The sequence below is a fragment of the Microcoleus sp. Pol14D4 genome (genome assembly GCF_036701245.1).
In the GTDB taxonomy this organism is placed as follows: Bacteria; Cyanobacteriota; Cyanobacteriia; order Cyanobacteriales; family Microcoleaceae; genus Microcoleus.
Genome location: NZ_JAUBQM010000002.1, coordinates 60171 through 77091 on the forward strand (window position 1 = coordinate 60171; position 16921 = coordinate 77091).

At 45.3% G+C, this 16921-nt stretch carries 19 protein-coding genes; 6 read left to right on the forward strand and 13 right to left on the reverse strand.

Annotated features, from left to right (window positions below; translation table 11 throughout):
• Positions 1-49 precede the first annotated feature (49 nt).
• The 4 genes from QUA33_RS01510 to QUA33_RS01525 all read right to left on the reverse strand — a co-directional run bounded on the left by QUA33_RS01510 (position 50) and on the right by QUA33_RS01525 (position 2495).
• Entirely contained in the window at positions 50-553 is a 504-nt protein-coding gene (locus tag QUA33_RS01510; RefSeq protein WP_333145891.1) for a YbjN domain-containing protein, read from the reverse strand.
• Positions 554-729: 176 nt separating this feature from the next.
• Positions 730-1635: a ferritin-like domain-containing protein gene (locus tag QUA33_RS01515; RefSeq protein ID WP_333145894.1), complete on the reverse strand. Its 906-nt coding sequence runs from the start codon at positions 1633-1635 to the stop codon at positions 730-732.
• 303 nt (positions 1636-1938) lie between these two features.
• Complete coding sequence (locus QUA33_RS01520) at positions 1939-2172, reverse strand: hypothetical protein (RefSeq protein ID WP_333098786.1); 234 nt, start codon at positions 2170-2172, stop codon at positions 1939-1941.
• Positions 2169-2495 carry a hypothetical protein gene (locus QUA33_RS01525; protein WP_333145895.1) on the reverse strand — a complete coding sequence of 109 codons (327 nt, stop codon included), beginning with the start codon at positions 2493-2495 and terminating at the stop codon, positions 2169-2171. The genes QUA33_RS01520 and QUA33_RS01525 overlap by 4 nt, the downstream gene beginning before the upstream one ends.
• 77 nt (positions 2496-2572) lie before the next feature.
• Here QUA33_RS01525 and QUA33_RS01530 point away from each other — a divergent pair, with 77 nt between their 5' ends.
• Complete coding sequence (locus tag QUA33_RS01530) at positions 2573-3013, forward strand: hypothetical protein (protein WP_333145898.1); 441 nt, start codon at positions 2573-2575, stop codon at positions 3011-3013.
• 111 nt (positions 3014-3124) lie between these two features.
• Here QUA33_RS01530 and glnA read toward each other — a convergent pair whose 3' ends face one another.
• Entirely contained in the window at positions 3125-4546 is a 1422-nt protein-coding gene (glnA, locus tag QUA33_RS01535) for a type I glutamate--ammonia ligase (RefSeq protein ID WP_333145901.1), read from the reverse strand.
• A 340-nt stretch (positions 4547-4886) separates the two neighbouring features.
• Between glnA and apcB the strand changes: the two genes are divergently transcribed.
• Positions 4887-5396: an allophycocyanin subunit beta gene (gene apcB, locus QUA33_RS01540; RefSeq protein ID WP_333069246.1), complete on the forward strand. Its 510-nt coding sequence runs from the start codon at positions 4887-4889 to the stop codon at positions 5394-5396.
• 239 nt (positions 5397-5635) lie between these two features.
• Here apcB and QUA33_RS01545 read toward each other — a convergent pair whose 3' ends face one another.
• On the reverse strand, positions 5636-5875 hold the full coding sequence (locus tag QUA33_RS01545; RefSeq protein ID WP_333145904.1) for a hypothetical protein: 240 nt from the start codon (positions 5873-5875) through the stop codon (positions 5636-5638).
• 222 nt (positions 5876-6097) lie between these two features.
• Here QUA33_RS01545 and QUA33_RS01550 point away from each other — a divergent pair, with 222 nt between their 5' ends.
• Both QUA33_RS01550 and QUA33_RS01555 read left to right on the forward strand, forming a co-directional pair.
• On the forward strand, positions 6098-6940 hold the full coding sequence (locus tag QUA33_RS01550; RefSeq protein ID WP_333145908.1) for a TlyA family RNA methyltransferase: 843 nt from the start codon (positions 6098-6100) through the stop codon (positions 6938-6940).
• A 136-nt stretch (positions 6941-7076) separates the two neighbouring features.
• Positions 7077-7766, forward strand: a complete 690-nt coding sequence (locus tag QUA33_RS01555; RefSeq protein WP_333145911.1) for a hypothetical protein — start codon at positions 7077-7079, stop codon at positions 7764-7766.
• A gap of 192 nt (positions 7767-7958) precedes the next feature.
• Here the strand turns inward: QUA33_RS01555 and QUA33_RS01560 are convergent, their stop codons facing one another.
• The 7 genes from QUA33_RS01560 to QUA33_RS01590 form a co-directional block, all read right to left on the reverse strand.
• Entirely contained in the window at positions 7959-9449 is a 1491-nt protein-coding gene (locus tag QUA33_RS01560; RefSeq protein ID WP_333145913.1) for a DUF697 domain-containing protein, read from the reverse strand.
• 197 nt (positions 9450-9646) lie between these two features.
• Entirely contained in the window at positions 9647-10255 is a 609-nt protein-coding gene (locus tag QUA33_RS01565) for a Uma2 family endonuclease (RefSeq protein WP_333098775.1), read from the reverse strand.
• A 155-nt stretch (positions 10256-10410) separates the two neighbouring features.
• Complete coding sequence (locus tag QUA33_RS01570) at positions 10411-11859, reverse strand: slr1306 family protein (RefSeq protein WP_333145915.1); 1449 nt, start codon at positions 11857-11859, stop codon at positions 10411-10413.
• A 250-nt stretch (positions 11860-12109) separates the two neighbouring features.
• Positions 12110-12532, reverse strand: coding sequence for an acyl-CoA thioesterase (locus tag QUA33_RS01575; RefSeq protein ID WP_190735045.1), 423 nt, complete (start codon positions 12530-12532; stop codon positions 12110-12112).
• Between the two features lie 4 nt (positions 12533-12536).
• Complete coding sequence (locus QUA33_RS01580) at positions 12537-12686, reverse strand: hypothetical protein (RefSeq protein WP_333145920.1); 150 nt, start codon at positions 12684-12686, stop codon at positions 12537-12539.
• A 121-nt stretch (positions 12687-12807) separates the two neighbouring features.
• Positions 12808-13890 carry an ATP-dependent 6-phosphofructokinase gene (locus QUA33_RS01585; RefSeq protein WP_333145923.1) on the reverse strand — a complete coding sequence of 361 codons (1083 nt, stop codon included), beginning with the start codon at positions 13888-13890 and terminating at the stop codon, positions 12808-12810.
• Positions 13891-14204: 314 nt separating this feature from the next.
• Positions 14205-14447, reverse strand: a complete 243-nt coding sequence (locus QUA33_RS01590) for a hypothetical protein (RefSeq protein ID WP_333069256.1) — start codon at positions 14445-14447, stop codon at positions 14205-14207.
• A gap of 137 nt (positions 14448-14584) precedes the next feature.
• Here QUA33_RS01590 and QUA33_RS01595 point away from each other — a divergent pair, with 137 nt between their 5' ends.
• Together QUA33_RS01595 and QUA33_RS01600 are read left to right on the forward strand one after the other, a co-directional pair.
• Positions 14585-15091, forward strand: coding sequence for a hypothetical protein (locus tag QUA33_RS01595; RefSeq protein WP_333145925.1), 507 nt, complete (start codon positions 14585-14587; stop codon positions 15089-15091).
• Between the two features lie 212 nt (positions 15092-15303).
• A complete protein-coding gene (locus tag QUA33_RS01600; RefSeq protein WP_333098759.1) occupies positions 15304-16122 on the forward strand; it encodes an FkbM family methyltransferase in 819 nt (272 codons plus the stop codon).
• Positions 16123-16921 lie beyond the last annotated feature (799 nt).

A 16921-nucleotide genomic window follows, 5' to 3' on the forward strand; every position in this document is an offset into this window, starting at 1 on the left:
CTGTTAACTGTTAACTGTTAGTTGTTGACTGTTAACTGTTAACTAATGACTACAGACCGAATTCTGCTTGCAAAATATCGTCATTGTCATCGGCGATCGTGGCGACAATAGTAATAACCCGAGAAATTTCCCCGGCCGAGATTTCCGCCATCGTCCGAGTCGATACTACGGCAACTTGATTATCAACAATGGCAAAATGAGCTTCTAAAGTAGACAGCCAATTCATTTCTAGAATTTTCCGCATTAATTGAGCTTCATTCTTCGCTGGCAACTGCAGTACAAAAGCCCAAACAGTCAAAGTATCCTCTTCGGTTTCGCCCGTGAGTTGCACGAACACTTCAACACTGCCGTACTTAAACTTCCAAAGATGTCCGCCAGCTTCACTTTGACCGACCATCACTTTTTGGTCTACAGCCATGCTGGCGATGACAGTTTCAATTTCTTCTGCATAGGTGACGGCTGTGGCTTTTTCGACCTGCTCGGAGGCGATCGCGCTTTCACTCGATAGGCTTTCTGCGGAAGCTGTTTGTATGTTCGGCTCGCTGGTAGTCATAATTATATTTAGATGGAAAACTATTCCAATAATCAGTTTACTTGCTAAAGCTTAAAATTATGATTTTAAATAACTGGTTCCAAGGCTATGCCTGGGAACCAGTAGAGCTCGCTTGTTTGCGGAGGCAGACGCAAGTTTGACTTGCAGAGCGGTTTCAACCAGGTTCGCGATCGTTTTTAAGCCTTGGGCTTAGTCGCCGCGGGCTTCTTCTCAATGGTATTCAAGCCGTTGAGGAACATGGGCACCAATTTCTCCATAAATGCCTGCGGGTCGCGGTTCCAGGCGCGCTGAGCTACATCGACTCTGGTCATTTGCAGGTCGGGGGCCAGCAGGGTTGCGGGCAAGCGTTCCATCAGGTATTGCGGGCGTTCCCACATCGGCATGGTGTTGGCAATATCCACGAGGCGGGTGACGCGACGCAGTTCTGCCCCCAGCATGATATCCATTCCCGATTCAAATGCTGCTTGTTCGATCGCCATATACTTGCGCTTTGCCTGTTCCACCTTTTGGCGGTGTTCCGGGCTTTTGTCGGCGATTTTGGCCAGCCAGCGGTTGCCCCAGCGGACGTGACCAGCTTCTTCTGGAAAAATCTTTTCGATGGTTTCGCGGATTTTGACGTTTTCTGCGGTTTGGGGAGCCTGTTTGAGGGCGTGGATGTGCGCTGAGAAGTATTCGCAGCCACGCTTTTCGGTGACATTGATTGCGACTAAGCCTGCAATTATACTGTCATCGAGGTTGCGTTTCGGGTCGTATATATCTTTGTCCAGCAGGCGGTCAAATTCGTCAATGTAGGAGATTCCCGGCGGCGTTCCCACATTTTGGCCGAGGTCTACCAGCAAGTCGGTGAGCCACATAGCGTGTCGCGCTTCGTCGGAAATGTGCCGGGAGAGGTCGCGTACGAGTTCGGCCGGTTCCCCGTCTAGCCGTTCGATCACGTCGGTGAGGTCTTTGCAACTGCGCTGTTCGCTGTAGCGGTAGCGGTTGAGGGTGATCAGGTGAATTTCGCGATCGCGCACTACATTAGCTAAAATTTCGCGCGCTCCCATTGCGTTGCGTAGCTTGCGGGGGTAGGCAACAGTCATGCTTTTATGTTGTTTTGTAAAGATACTTATATAAGTGTAACGCAGTTTTTTCGACAACCAATTACCTCGCAAGGCAGAAAGTTATTGTTTAGCACGGAGAGTCAATTTTATACAGACAGTTTTTTTACTAGCTCAACCAATGACAATAGTTTGGAGTTGCCAGTCATACAATTTTAGATTTTAGATTTTAGATTAAAAATTATTGATGATTATCAGAGTTGGGAGCTTTTATACAGTTAGATTATTTTTTTAAACTGCGATCGCGCAAGGGTTGCGCGGATCGCAGAAAGCAACCTCATACACTCAAAACTTTTCAGGTTCCCTCGAGTCTTGGGTCTCAACACTAGCAGACTCTTGTTGAAATTTTCGCGCCTCTTCTACTTCTAACCTAGCCAGAGTTGTCGCCACATCAGCTAACTGTAAAGCCAGATTCATCCGACAAACCGGGTTTTTTTCCCTCCAGAGGTCTTTTGCCAAGAAATGTACTCGATAGCGAAACATTTTAATTGAATTTGGCGGAGTAACTTTCACGGTCATAGTCTTTCTTCTGTTGAAGTTTGAATGCCCAGCAGCACCCGTTCTAGTTCCAAGTAAACAAATGTCAGCATGATTACTTTATCTTCATCGGTGATTGTAACACTACAAGTTGCCGATCGAGGTTCAACGCCTTCATGCCTGACAACTACAGTATATTTTCCTGGCTTCAGGTTATCAAAATTCACATCGGCCTCAAACAGGTCAACTGTCTCCTCGGCCAGCACTCGTCCTTCTTGAGTCAGTAAAGTGACAAACGCAATGCCGTCAACTGAAGTCATGGCGACGTTACTCTGATTGCGGATCATCACAAAAATATCGGACATCGTTTAGTCATTGTTAATTGCTAATTGCTAATTTAGAATGAGTGCATAATCTCACAAATATGCGGAGTATAAATACGGTGAATCATGTCAAGCTTTTGCTAATTTTGATGCCTTTGGCAGCGGTTCTCGGTTTGGGAAAAAGTGGAGCGCTAGCTGGTGTCTCGAATATCTCTGAGACAGAGCCTTGTTTACAGCTTCACGGCGTGCAGGTTGCTCAAAGGGACGATCGCAATTTAAGTAACTCGAAAGGTACATTAAAAGAAGGCAGTGCCCTCTCTATCGATCCTGATGAAGTTACCGGCATACCAAAAGCTGAGGCGCGACAGCGTTTCATTTTGAATAAGATATATCGGGTTCAGGAAGGCACTACTCCTGACGATTTATTTATTGTTGATGAGAAAGCAACTAAATGGGCTGTAGAGGATGTTTCTGAGGCTACAATGGGCCCTACTACTAACAGCGTTGCCCAGATAGTGTCGGGTAACGGGAGAGTCTGGGCTCTGATCCAGAAGTTCTAAACTCGAAAAAAACGCCGCTTTTAAAGGCGGCGTTCTTATTAATTAAAAATTACAGGTTAAAAATGGTATAATCCCAGTTTTAACTTTTAATTTTTAATTATTAATTTTCTTCTAACAGTCGTAGTAGAGAGCAAACTCGTAGGGGTGAGGACGCAGCCGCATCGGGTTGACTTCATTGTCGAGTTTGTAGGAAATCCAGGTTTGGATGAAGTCTTCGGTAAATACGCCGGTTTCAGTTAAGAAACTGTGGTCTTTTTCCAAAGCTTCTAAAGCGCCTTCCAATGAACCAGGCGTCGAAGGAATCTTGCTCAATTCTTCTGGGGAAAGGTCGTAGATATCCACGTCCAAAGGTTCGCCCGGATCGATTTGATTCTTGATGCCGTCAATGCCGGCGCACAGCATCGCTGCAAATGCTAAATAGGGATTTGATGTGGCATCGGGACAGCGGAATTCTAACCGCTTGGCTTTCGGGTTGGTTCCCGACAACGGAATCCGCACTGATGCCGATCGATTTCCTTGAGAGTAAGCTAAGTTTACAGGCGCTTCAAAGCCTGGAACTAAACGCTTGTAGGAATTGGTCGTGGGGTTGGTGATTGCCAAAAGTGCGGGTGCGTGCTTGAGAATGCCGCCGATGTAATGCAGTCCCATTTGACTGAAACCTGCATATTGATCGCCTGCAAATAGAGGCTGGCCGTCTTTCCAAATCGACTGGTGAACGTGCATCCCGGAACCGTTGTCGTTAAACAGCGGTTTGGGCATGAAGGTGATGGTTTTGCCGTATTTTTTGCCGACGTTTTTGATCACGTATTTGTAAGTCAGCAAGTAGTCGGCGGCTTGTACTAAAGTGGCAAAGCGGAAACCGAGTTCGCATTGACCGCCGGTGGCGACTTCGTGGTGGTGCTTTTCGATGGGTACGCCGCATTTTGCCATTGTCAGCAGCATTTCCGTTCTCATGTCTTGTGAGGTATCGGTTGGTGCTACTGGGAAATAACCTTCTTTGTAACGCGGTTTGTAGCCGAGGTTGCCGCCTGCTTCTTCTTTGCCGGAATTCCAGCGACCTTCGATCGAATCTACGTAATAGTAGCCGGAATTTTGGGTTTGGTCGAAGCGAACGTCGTCAAAAATAAAGAATTCTGCTTCCGGGCCAAAGAATGCTGTATCGCCGAGACCGGTCGAAAGCAAGTAGTCTATGGCTTTTTGGGCAATGGTGCGGGGACAGCGACTGTACGGTTCCCCGGTGCGGGGTTCTTTGATGCTGCAAATGAAGCTGATGGTCGGTTCTGCCATGAACGGGTCCATCCAAGCGGTGGTCGGATCGATGACCATCGTCATGTCTGATTCGTTGATTGCTTTCCAGCCCCGAATGCTGGAACCGTCGAAGGGTACGCCGTCTGTGAATGAGCTTTCGTCTATTTGGTCGTGGTACAGGGAAAGGTGTTGCCAGATCCCCGGCATATCGATGAATTTGAGGTCAACGATCTGGATCTTATTTTCTTTTATGTAGTTTAAGGCTTCTTGGGGTGTCTGGAACATGACTTACTCCTGATATTGGTTGTTTCTTGGCGATCGGCCGATTTCAGACTGTTTGGGCGATCGTAGGCCTTCAGTATCCACTATTTTGTATCTATGGCTACAAAATTTTGAAATTGCTGCCCAGTGCGGCCTGGCAGTTCGTGATTCTTGCCCTGCGGATTATTTTTCGGCTGAAGATACAAGGCAGGCGGCTGAATTTTGCTGCCGTTTGCCGAGGATAGACTACCTAGAGTGAAAATCCCATCTCAAATCTTAATCAAACGCCGATTTGTAGTAGTCTACAATAGGCGGTCTGTCTCAGATAGCAAAGTATTGATAAAGATTTTTGGGAGAGAAACTTATGCGCGATGCAGTGACGAGCCTGATTGAAAATTATGATGTTGCTGGTAGGTATTTAGACCGAGATGGTATCGATCGGTTGAAATCTTATTTTGCAACGGGCACGGCACGGGTACAGGCGGCGGCGGCGATTAACAGCAATGCTGCGGCAATCGTCAAGCAAGCTGGTATCCAGCTATTTGCTGAACAGCCGGAACTGATCCGTCCCGGGGGAAATGCCTACACGACTCGTCGCTACGCGGCTTGTCTGCGGGATATGGACTACTACTTGCGCTATGCTACTTACGCCCTGGTGGCTGGAAGTACCGATGTGCTCGACGAGCGCGTGCTGCAAGGTTTGCGGGAAACTTACAATTCTCTAAGCGTTCCCATTGGCCCGACGGTGATGGGAATTAGCATTATGAAGGAGATGGTTAAGGCTCAGGTGGAAGCTGCTGGCTTGTCTGTGGGGCCTTTTTTGGAGCAGCCTTTTGATTACATGATTCGCGAATTGAGCGAACAAGATATTTAAGTCAATTTGCTAGTTCTTGTAGCAGTAAATTGCATTTTTGGCTGGCAGTTAGCAGCACTTAGATCGATCGCTTTTTTTGGCCTCACAGCCTCCAAGCGATCTTTTTTTATGGGTTATACAATTTTAGATTAAAGATTTCCGATTAAAAATTATAGATTAAAAATTTGAATAATTGGGAATGACTGATGAATTAAGGGTGTGGAGCTTCCCTCTAATTGCATTCTTGTTTGAAACTGGTGCTAAAAATCGTCAACACATCCCCAGACGAGGCATTTGTCCAGGGGATTTTTGGTTTGGCGCAGATCGATTTGTGTGACGGTTGTTGCTTCTACTTCGCCGTTGGGGTAAAGAATGTGGATGATATCACCGCTGATGAATGCCAGGGGATTTTCTTGACAATTGCCCTGATTTCTGATAGGAAAGTTAATTATTTTCATGGTCGATCGCCCGGATGGTATGTGTAGCGCTTTTAGCTCCATATAAATCATCCGCTAGTCACAAAAATTATTGTGTGATTCTATGAATGTTTATCTGTGATCCAACTACACAATCAGAGCGATCTCAGTCACATCCTGTGACCTAGGGGCGATCGCCCCGCGACAATCGCAAAACCAAAATAATCGCCAAAAATTAGCAGTGGGGCTTCTGCGTAAGTGCTAATCTGGTACTGTTCTTAACCCTATCCGTACAGATTAAAAACCTTGGCTAAACAGCGACTAGACACATTATTGGTCAGCCTAGATTTGTGCAGTTCCAGACAGCAAGCTCAGGCTTTGATTAGGACTGGGAAAGTCTCCATCAACCAACAGGTAGTTGACAAACCGGGCACGGAGGTTGACATCGCAGCAAAAATTCAGATTAAAGAGCGATCGCGCTATGTTTCTAGAGGCGGCGACAAATTAGCCAAAGCTTTAGAAGTTTTTGCGATTCCCGTTGCAGGCAGAATTTGTCTCGACGGCGGCATTTCCACAGGCGGTTTTACCGACTGTTTGCTGCAAGCCGGGGCCGTCCTAGTATACGGCGTAGATGTTGGCTACGGTCAAGCAGATTGGGGCTTGCGTAACGATCCGAGAGTAATTTTGAAAGAACGCACCAATTTGCGGTACATGACTGCTGCTGAGCTTTACGGCGACTCTGAGCGAGCAGATTTGGCGGTAGTAGATGTGTCGTTTATTTCCCTGGATAAGATTTTACCCGCGCTGTGGGAATTGTTGGTACCACCGCGAGAAGCGGTGTTGCTGGTAAAGCCGCAGTTTGAGGTAGGGCGCGAGAGAGTCGGAAAAAAAGGCGTAGTGAGAGACTCAGCAACTCAAGCTGATGCGATTTTTCAAGTGTGGAAGGCAGCCACAGCTTTAGGATGGCAGCAACGCGGCTTAACGTGGTCGCCTTTACTTGGCCCGGCCGGTAATATCGAGTATCTTTTATGGTTGGGGATCGATCGCGAACAAGAGACAGACCAGAGGGCGATCGAAGAGGATGTTGTGACAGAACGGATCGCACAAGTCACCAAAGCGGCGGCGCGGGAACTTGTCGATCGATTGTAGATTGTAGATTGTAGATTGATTTCAAGATTTGAAGCTAATCAATTTTAAAATTCAAATTTGGAACTCCAGATTGAGCTAAAATTTCTAGTTTTTTTGTCAATTGGACTCCTCAACTTTCACAAGAGTGAATAATTCCATGCAATCATTTAAACAAGTCGGTTCTATTTTACTGTACGTTCTAGGTGGCATCGGGTATGTAGCAATTGTAGCTACTATTGTAGGCGTTTCAATGCTGATCAAGTGGGCCGCTCTGCTACTAGCAGACAAATTATTATATACAATTCTGATTATCGGTGATTTGTTGAGGGGTATCGAAATTATTGAACTGTTAAATATATTGATATTTGCTTTTATCGGTATGGGAGTGGGTGTGGCGACAAATCTTCTACACCCTAAATACGGTCGCAAAATTAGTGCAGCTTTGTTGATAGTTATAGTTCCCTTAGTGTTCATGATTACGCCAGCCATCAGATATAATTCTTGGCTGGAAAAAGTAGGAGAATCGGATAAATTATCGCCTCCAGAAACTGCAACATTAACTAACTCATTTTTGAATAGAAAAGTAGGATTGTCAGGTTTTATCGGTTATTACGTATATACTGGTCAGTTTCCGGTTATTCCGACGAAACAATCGGAGATGAAAGACCTTGACAGCTTTGAAAAAAAAGTTAATTCCCGATTTGTACAGTTCACAGGTATTGCTCCGACTATTGTTTCTTGGTCAATGCGGGTTTGTTTTTGGCTGATTAGAATATTTTACTTTTCTATAGCGGTAATTGCGACGATCGCGCATTTTAGGGAAGGTGTGAGAATCGCGAGACGGTAATACGATTTTCGATTTTAGATTAAATAATTGGGAATCACGGATGAAGATCGTGGTTGGAAGCTTAGCTACAGTTGCATTTTTTTTTGACACTTGTATAAGAATAAAAGCAGTAGGGTGCGTCAGATCCTAGCTATTCGATTATTAAGAAATAACCCTCTGCTGACGAACCCTACTCAACTACTAGGGCAATTTTTAATTGCCAATTTTAAACTCTTGCTGCAAGCGATCGATAATTGTATTACGCTCGATGGTGGCGAGAATTTCTTGAATTACCGTATCTTGTCCCAGGGGGCCCCAGGTGCAGCCTTTTTCTAAGTAAACTTGGGCGGCGCGACCGACAGCATAGGTTCCGTAAGCTGCTAAACTAGCTTGAGTTACAGCGACTCCGGCAAAAGTAGAAAAGCCGATGTGCGGGGCCGCAGCCGCCGCACTTTTGCCAAATCCCAACAGAAAACTGCTACCCAATTCTCCCAAAAGTACGCCGCCAGCACTGGAGAAAATAGTCTGCCAAAGTTTGCCGGCTTCGTAACCAGTCATGGGTAAGCCGTAAAGTCTGGATAAAGAGCGAATTAAGGCTAAATCTGCGACACTTGCTCCCATTACATCCAAGAATGCCACTGGATTTAAACCGACAGCCAAAGCTTTATATTTTGCAAATTGCCAGATTAAATCTTCGGCTTCTGTTTGCCGCAATTTGAGAACGTGACGGGCAATGTGTGCTTCGGCATCTCTAGCTTCAACTAAAGCATTTAGAGCGAGGAGCGATCGACCTTCTCTGTTAAGAATTGTGAGAATTTTATGTTTGAGTTCGTCTATCTGCGCGGGCGGCGACTCCCATTCGTTAGTTACTCTTCCGTCGGACCATTCCACCCGCACTTGCACCGGCGCGGGTTCGGCGGCTACCATGACTATTTCTAATGATTTGGCAATTTTAGGCGGTGATTTTGCGGTAGATTTATCGGAGGAGTTGTTTGGGCGATCGGACAAATTTTCGCTATCTGTTTCCTCTGTTACCTTAGCGGCTGCTAACTGTTCTGAATTTCCCAGCGCTTGCAAACTTTGGTAAATAGCTTTTCTGTCTAATTCTGGATAAAGGTCAATTTTATTAAAAACTAAAATCAGAGGTTTTTGAGCTGTTTGCAATTCGCACAGTGCTTGATATTCAGTTCGAGTGATATCGCCTGCAACGACAAACAGAATTAAGTCAGCTTGGCGAGTTACTTGTTTCGCCATTTCGCCGCGCACTTCGCCACCAACTTCATCAAGTCCGGGAGTATCGATTAATTCTACTTGCACCCCTCCTTTCTCACCCTTGCCGAGGGGGGGTTGGGGGGATTCGTCGCTGTCAAGGAAGGATAAAGGCACACTCCAGCGCACGGAACGCGGCCACTGAGTCACGCCGTTGAGAGGGCCTGTTTGCAGAATTTTTTGACCTAAAAGCGCGTTTAATACGGCTGACTTGCCGCGGCTGACTAAGCCGAAAGTAGCAATGCGGATGACGTTGTGGTCTAGTTTTTCTGAGGTGGAAGTTAAGATATCTAACTGATATTGCAGCGCCGCTTCTAATTCTGTATTATTCGAGTTTTTTTTCCCTTGGCGCAGGTGGGAATAGCGCGCCAGGGATTCGCGCAAACTGGCACGGGCTAGGGATAAGCGATTTTCTTGAAGGGAATTGTCAGCCATTGGCGATCGGCTTTTTTAAGCAGGTATAATTTATCGTCGAATTATAAATCCTATTTCTTATTTTAATACACTTTTCCATAAATTTATAATTTTTCAGTTGTGAGTTTTCCAAAAAATATTGAACGGGATAGCCCGCCCGTTCCACAATAAAAAAAAATTTTGTGGAACAGGTATCTTGCCTGTTCTTTTCCCTAACACTAGGCGCCGCCTCGGAAAATTTGATCGACGTTCAGCTCCATATTGGGAAATGTAGGTGAAATAATGCGATCGCTCCCTCTGAACTGTGTAATTCTATACTCTCCGTCCACAAGCTGGCAAACCGAGATGGTGGGTTCTTTGGGGTCGCCAATATGACGTATTCCGCCGAATGCAGCATAATCCGCAATCCAATATTCGAGGATGCCCATCATTTCGTAATCTGCCAACTTTTTGAGATAATCGTCGCGCCAGTTGGTACTGACAACTTCAACAAGTAGCGGGATAGATGTTCCTTGGGTGATTGTTGCTGACTTCAACCATAAGGGTTCCGACGCTAAAGCCTGACGGTTTAATAGCAAAACATCAGGAATATATCCTGTATCTTTAGCTGGTGGCTTAACTAGCGCTTTCGAGGGAATGCGGTATGGAAGTTGCAGTTGGGTGTAGAGCAGCGTAAATTCTTGAACAAGGTATGCTGTGATATCTTCGTGTTCTCCTGTTGGCTGCATTTCAACCATTACCCCGTCGTGGAGTTCGTAGCATCTGTTTTCGGATTTATCTTCTAGAAATTCTTCAAAGCTTAGTATTTTTGGTTGAGTTTGTATCATCGTGCAAACTTTATTTGATTGTATAACAGAAGGCAGAAGGAAGAAGGAAAATATTAACTGGTTGCCTGGTTCGGCCGGGGAACAGGAAAGATGCCTGTTCCACAACAGAAAAACTGTCTTGTGGAACAGGCAAGATGCCTGTTCCTTTATTTTACTTAATTGGCCGCCGACTTAACGGTTTCGGGCCCAGATACCTGAGATGAAAGGCGACTCGCCACTTGGTTGACGAAAGATTGCAAGAAGGAAACTTGCTGATTTTGCGTAAATACTGCTTGCAAAGTTTTAGTCAACTGATCGAGACTGAAAATGCCTTTGGCAGCATTTTCCAGTTCTTGACTTTGGAAATATTCAATTAAACTCAGTCCTGCTATTCTGGTAAAATATGCTGCACTAATTCCCTGCACCGCGCCTCCGGCTACATAGGTGACGGCATTGCTTTTCAGCAGTCCAGTAATAGTTTGGGTAGACATTTCTACTAATCCCAATTTGAACATTTGATTAGCCAAAGTTCCAGCTACTGTCTTAGCTTGGTCTAAGGAAAACTGTTGCTTGTAGATAGCGCCGAGGTCGATTACGAGCTGGGTGCTGATGGCGGTTGTTGCTAGCAAGTCTAAAGCGGGAACCGGATTAGCAAACACGGTGGCTGCGGCGATGTACTGATATTGTTCGATAATGGGAATTGCCCGATCGCGCCTGACCGCATTTAAGAAGGTTTTTGCCTCTAACTTGATACTTGCAGCCTCGCGCACTGCACTCGCCCAGACCAACTGTTGCCGTTCTTCAGTTAAGATTTTAGTCAATCTTTCCGTCAGCCCGTCGAGTTGAGAGACTTGCTTTTCAATCCGTTCTTTAAATGTGCCGTCCGCTTGGTGCTGGCGCACTTTAATAGAATTGGGAGAAGCTGCGATCGCAATTATCTCTTCTGTACCCAATATTCCTTGCATTTTCTGCTGCAAAGAGTTCAAAACCTGCGACTGCTGTTCTGGCAAATATTGGTCTTGTTTGTTCCAGACTAGCAGCACGCGCTGACCTGCAGAAGCTAGTTGAGATAATGTTTTAAATTCGGAATCTGTGATGTCGCCCGCTGTTACAAACAGCACTAAATCACCGTTGATTTTGGCATCGGCATTTGTATTGGCAAATAGCGGTGCTGTTTCTTGTAAACTAAGCTTTTGCGGGTGTTGAGATGCCCAATTAGAATTTAAAACTTGAATTAAGGCAGTTTTGCCGACAGCTTTGCCACCCGTGACGGTAATCCGCAAATCTTGTCTGTCTAACTCGCTTCTGAGCCGATCGAGCTTTGCTGTTAGATTCGCCGGATCGGCGGAGTTTGGAGCTTCTGAGGCTAGCAATTTAATTGCTGCTTCGGAAGCCGCGATCGCTTTTTCGGCTGCTTCCCGGTTCGCCAGGGGTTCCGGGAGTGCAAGTTCCAGTTTGGGGGATTGTTGCTTCCACCACCAATACCCCGCACCGGCAGCAGCCAAGCCGATGAGTGCCGTTTCGCCCATTTCTGAACCCGAATGCTGTAGAGTTTCCAGCAGCCACAGCGCTGCTGAAAGTCCTATTCCGCCTATTAAAATCGGTCGCCGCAAGTTAAGTGTCATTTTTTCCTTCCTGTGGGTATTGTCACCAAGCTTAACCTTCGCCGGCTTGGCCTCCCTCCCTATATTCCATCGTACCTCTGTGGCATCCAAACTGGCAGGCGGGCAATCCGACTTTTTGCCATCGGAATTTGCGGCCCCGGCGACAATCAACTTTTTGCAATTTTACAAACGTGGAATAGAGCACGGAAGTCCTCACTACAAACCAATAGATTTTTACAGGATTTTGCAAATATAATAGTTGATTTTTTATCTATGTTGGTAATGCTTGAGATTGTGATTCAAAAATATCAATTATTTGTTTGGGAATTGCTCGCGGTCGCATGGTGGTAACTTCAACCCAAACCCAAAGCGCCTCGGCTTTTAACAAGATTTCGTCACTTCCAGCTAAGCGAATTTCGTAGCGGCGGACAGCGCGCGGGCCGCGCATTTGTTCGATCCAAGTAGATATCTCCAATCGATCGCCCGCAGCGGCCGATCGCAAATAGTCAATCTCTATTCGCCGCATTACAAAGACGCCGCCCAGTTCCCGGTAGCGATCTAGTGTAAATCCCAAATGTTCTAAATGTTCGATCGCAGCGTGTTCTAAATAATGCTGGTAGACAGCATTATTGACATGACCGAGGGCGTCCATTTCGTAATGGCGCACTCTAATTTGTGCAGTAAATGGTGTCAATTTCTCACCTTTCTACTTGTTGCGGTATTTTGTAGTTCCGAGTGCGATCGCGCTCTGGGTCGATACTCGATCGCAACTGATTGCAAGTTACACTAAAAAGTTGAAACGTCACTGCTTCCAGGTCGATCTTAGTCCTGGAAGCACAGACGGTCATCACCTTGGTTTTTTTACAACAATACACTGGCTTAAAACCCTCAGTCTCGGTTGAAAAACCCGGTTTCTTGCTTCTGAGTGCGTCCCGGACTAAATCTTTGAGAAATCGGATGGGTAATTGTTTAGTCTCCCAGACAAATCCCTAAACCGCGGGCCGTTTTAACCAGAGTACCATTGAACTCTACAGGTCTGTATTTGGCGATCGCATCTTCCAGAGGAACGCTCACAACTTCCCGCTTTTGCCAAGATACCATGCAGTCGTATTTCTCTTCGGCAACTAAATCAACTGCTGCCACGCCAAAAGCCGAAGCAATTAATCTTTCTAGCGGTGAAGGAGTTCCCCCGCGTTGAGTATGTCCCAAAACAGTGACGCGAGTTTCTGCACCGCTACAGTCAGAAATTGTATCAGCTAAATACTGACCTATTCCGCCTAATCGACTTTGACCTAAGCGATTTGTGTGCATTACTAACTCGCCTGCTTCTGTGCGAACTGCCTCCGCTACTATAATTAAACAGTAGTTTTTTCCCCGGTCTTGGCGTTCTTGAATTTGGGCACAGATTTGGGAAATTTTGTAAGGGATTTCCGGAATCAGAATTATATCAGCTCCCCCAGAAATTCCGGCACTGATCGCAATATGTCCGGCATCGCGTCCCATGACTTCAACAATCATAACGCGACTGTGACTAGCCGCAGTAAAATGCAAGCGATCTAGTGCTTCAGTAGCAATATTGACAGCCGTATCAAAACCGATAGAACGCTCAGTAATTCCGACATCATTATCAATAGTTTTAGGAATAGCAACTAAATTCAAATTGCCTTGTAGAGCAATCTTCCTGAGAATGGCAAGACTGCCATCGCCACCAATGCCGATTAAGGCATCCAAACCTAGTTTGTGATAGCCTTCGATAATATCCTCAGCACGATCGCGTAGACTTCCATCAGACATCGGGAAGGCAAAAGGATTGCCCTCATTTGTCGTGCCTAGCATCGTACCGCCAATGGTGAGCCACGAGTCTACTTTCTCAATATCCAAGGGAATTGCTTGAGGCGGACGACTCATCAGTCCCTTGGTGGCTTGACGAATGCCCATCACTTTCCAATTGTAAGTTCCGGTTGCGCGGTGGACAACGGCTCGGATAACTGCGTTTAATCCTGCACAGTCACCCCCGCTGGTGAGGATACCGATACATTTTTGTTCTCCCATAATTAATGCCCGACTTTTGTTACTCAGAACATGACTTGATTTTTTTTAGATCCCGATCGTCCCATCCTTATTTCCGACCTAAATAGGTAGACGAAAATAAGCTTTACCCTGTAACAGAATGTAAAGCAATCATAACTTTTGTGATTGCTTTCATAAGAGATCGCTCCTTTGGGGAGTGTTTCACTCACTTGTGACTACTTATGTATTTTCAAGCTTCATCGACCTAATGGAGTGCCTCATCTCTGACGCATCCCACAAGTTCGATCGCTAACTAAGTAGCATCGCCAATCACCGTCTCCAACAAAACATCAATTTTACTTCGGATTGAGGCGTTTAGAAACTTGGTTAATTATACCGCTGAGAATAGCACCACCCATAAGAATTCCGAGGGCGGGATTAAATACGGGCTGCCAGAGACTGTACCACAAATCAAAACCGAGATTCACGCCGGTCGATCGACCTGCTACTGCGATTGCAAACCACGCAAAACTGGCAAAGACGAAAAATACATCAGCTACTAGAATGAAGTTAAGCAAGTTAAGAAATTTATCTTTCATTGCCGAGGGTTCCTTTTGAGTGTATATGTGTCAACTTTTGGCCAGCGGTTGGTAATGGAGCAGATTGATAGCTGCAACTGGCGATCGAATAAAGATAAAATATCATTCAATTGTTTTCGCGCACAGGCTGTCAAAATATGGTTCGCTATACACTTCCTCAAAGCCCCGAAATTATTTTAACTGTCAAGGGGAAAGATTCAGCCAAAGCCCGTGAAGAAGCGATGGATCGGCTGATGGATCTCATGGATGAGGGCAAGCTGCCTACGGAACTCGTGGAGGGATTTGGGCCCAAGCAGTTTGTTGAAGTTAAGGATATCGAAGATGCTGCGTCTGAAGGGGAGGACGCGATTACTGAAGCTGTCCAGATTTTGAGCAATTTGGCAAGTCTCAAATTGAAAGTGATGGAATCCCGCGAAGAAGCACTCAAAATCCGGGCGGCGATCGACATTTTGTTTACCGATGAGGCTGTGACTGCCGAGGAAATTGGTCGTTTGAAAGATGGTTTCAAGGTTCTAAAAAACTTTGCTCAAGCTAATGTCCGCTATCGAGAAGCTAGAAGTAAAGCTGAAGAAGCGCGTGCCATTCTCGACGAAGCTTTGCAATCTGTAGAACCGGAAAACAAGGCGCAGAAATCCCCAAAATAGTAGGAGGTTGCATTGAAACTCACATCTTGCCTGTCCATAAAAAGCTTATTGAGAATGGTGCAACATCTCAGTTAAAACCTCTTTCTGTCATTGCGATCCGAAGGGAAGCAATCGCCAAGATTTCGATTGCTTCGTTTCTTTATTCGGACATACAATAACTCTGCCACAAGACATAATATTAATTATATTCACCTTGAAATGAGGAAAAAATTGTGAACCAACAACAAACAGGAATTCTCAGAAACTCCATGTCAGGCAGCTTGCTGCTGGCTAAACAGTTAGGTTTTGAACCCAAAACTGTGATTGATGTCGGCGCGGCATTGGGAACTTTTAACCTTTACGAAACTTTCCCCAATTCCCGACATTTGCTAATTGAGCCCATCGCCGAAAATGAACCTTATCTGGCCAAAATTTGCCGCAAGCTCAAAAGTGCAGAATACATTATCGCTGCGGCGAGCAAAGAAGCGGGAGTTTTCACCCTCAACGTCAGTCCCGGTATGGTGCATTCTTCACTTTCTGAAAATCGCGTTACTGACAGCAGCAATCCTTATTTGAGAAACATACCAGCAATTACCCTGGATGGAATATCCAGGGAAAGAAATTTGCCAGGCCCGTATTTAATTAAAGTTGATGTAGACGGACAGGAATTAGATGTTTTAGCAGGAGCAACTGAGATTTTGCAGCAGACTGAATATGTAATTGTAGAAGTTACTTTGTTCGGTCAGATGTATGATGTAATGAGTTTTATGAAGTCCCAAGGGTTTGCAGCTTACGATATTGTTGATTTGTCATATCGCCCGGTGGATTCAGCTTTGTGGCAAGTTGACATGGCTTTTGTTAAGGAATCCGGTCACTTCAGAAGAGAGAGGGGTTTTGCGACAGGAGAGCAGGATATCGAAGCACTTAACTCGCATCTCAAAGCTTACCGGGAAAGTTTCATGAAATACATTGACACTCATTACAGCGACCCAATAGAGCCGGAACCGCAGGTTAATCAAGCTATTTTGGGCGAAGATTATGTCATTATTTAACTCAAGTTTCTTCCATCTGATAAGTAGGTAAGCAGGAGTAAAGAGAGCTATTTAACAGTATGTAACCCCCCCTTAATTAGACAAGTTTATGGTCTTTAGGTACTTGATGATCGTTTAATAATTGTGTTTTACCTCGCCTCCAAACTTACTCAATTCTGGTCGCACTTCGCACTTTCTTTAATTAATACTCAATATCTAAGAAATTGGTTTTCTAAATGCTGATATTGCGGTCTATAAGCTTGCAATCTGCTGTAAATTGGCTTTCATTAGATATCAAAAAGTGGGAATACCCTAATGTCTGCCTCACCAGGATAGAAACATCAATGCAGCTAAATACATTAGAGATCAAGGTGTACAAATTTGAGACGTAGGACATACCTCCGTAGCTTCTGGAGCGAGAGTAAGACTAAGTAAAGGCACTGCTTTTACTTGGTATCAAACTGTGAAGGCAGAATTCCCCGTCAAGCTACGCTGTGACGGGGGAGCGTCAACTACCCCAATTAATTCCAACGCGCTTTTGTTGTGAATCGTTGAGTTGCTGGCGGTCGAAGCTGTCAGCCATCAACCAATGGAGGCTTTCAATGGTAGATCTTGATTGCAAGGTATTGCTGCCAAAATATAGTAGATGTCATATCCTTTGAAGCACTTTTATATTCTCTATATTCTCTACTTACGGATGACTATTCAATACTACTTTCAGCAGCAAATTTAAACCTCCGAGTCAAAAGGTTAATACCAGCTAATCTGCCTTATATATCATTTTAATTGTTATAGTTTTTTATTAACCTTTAAAGTGTTT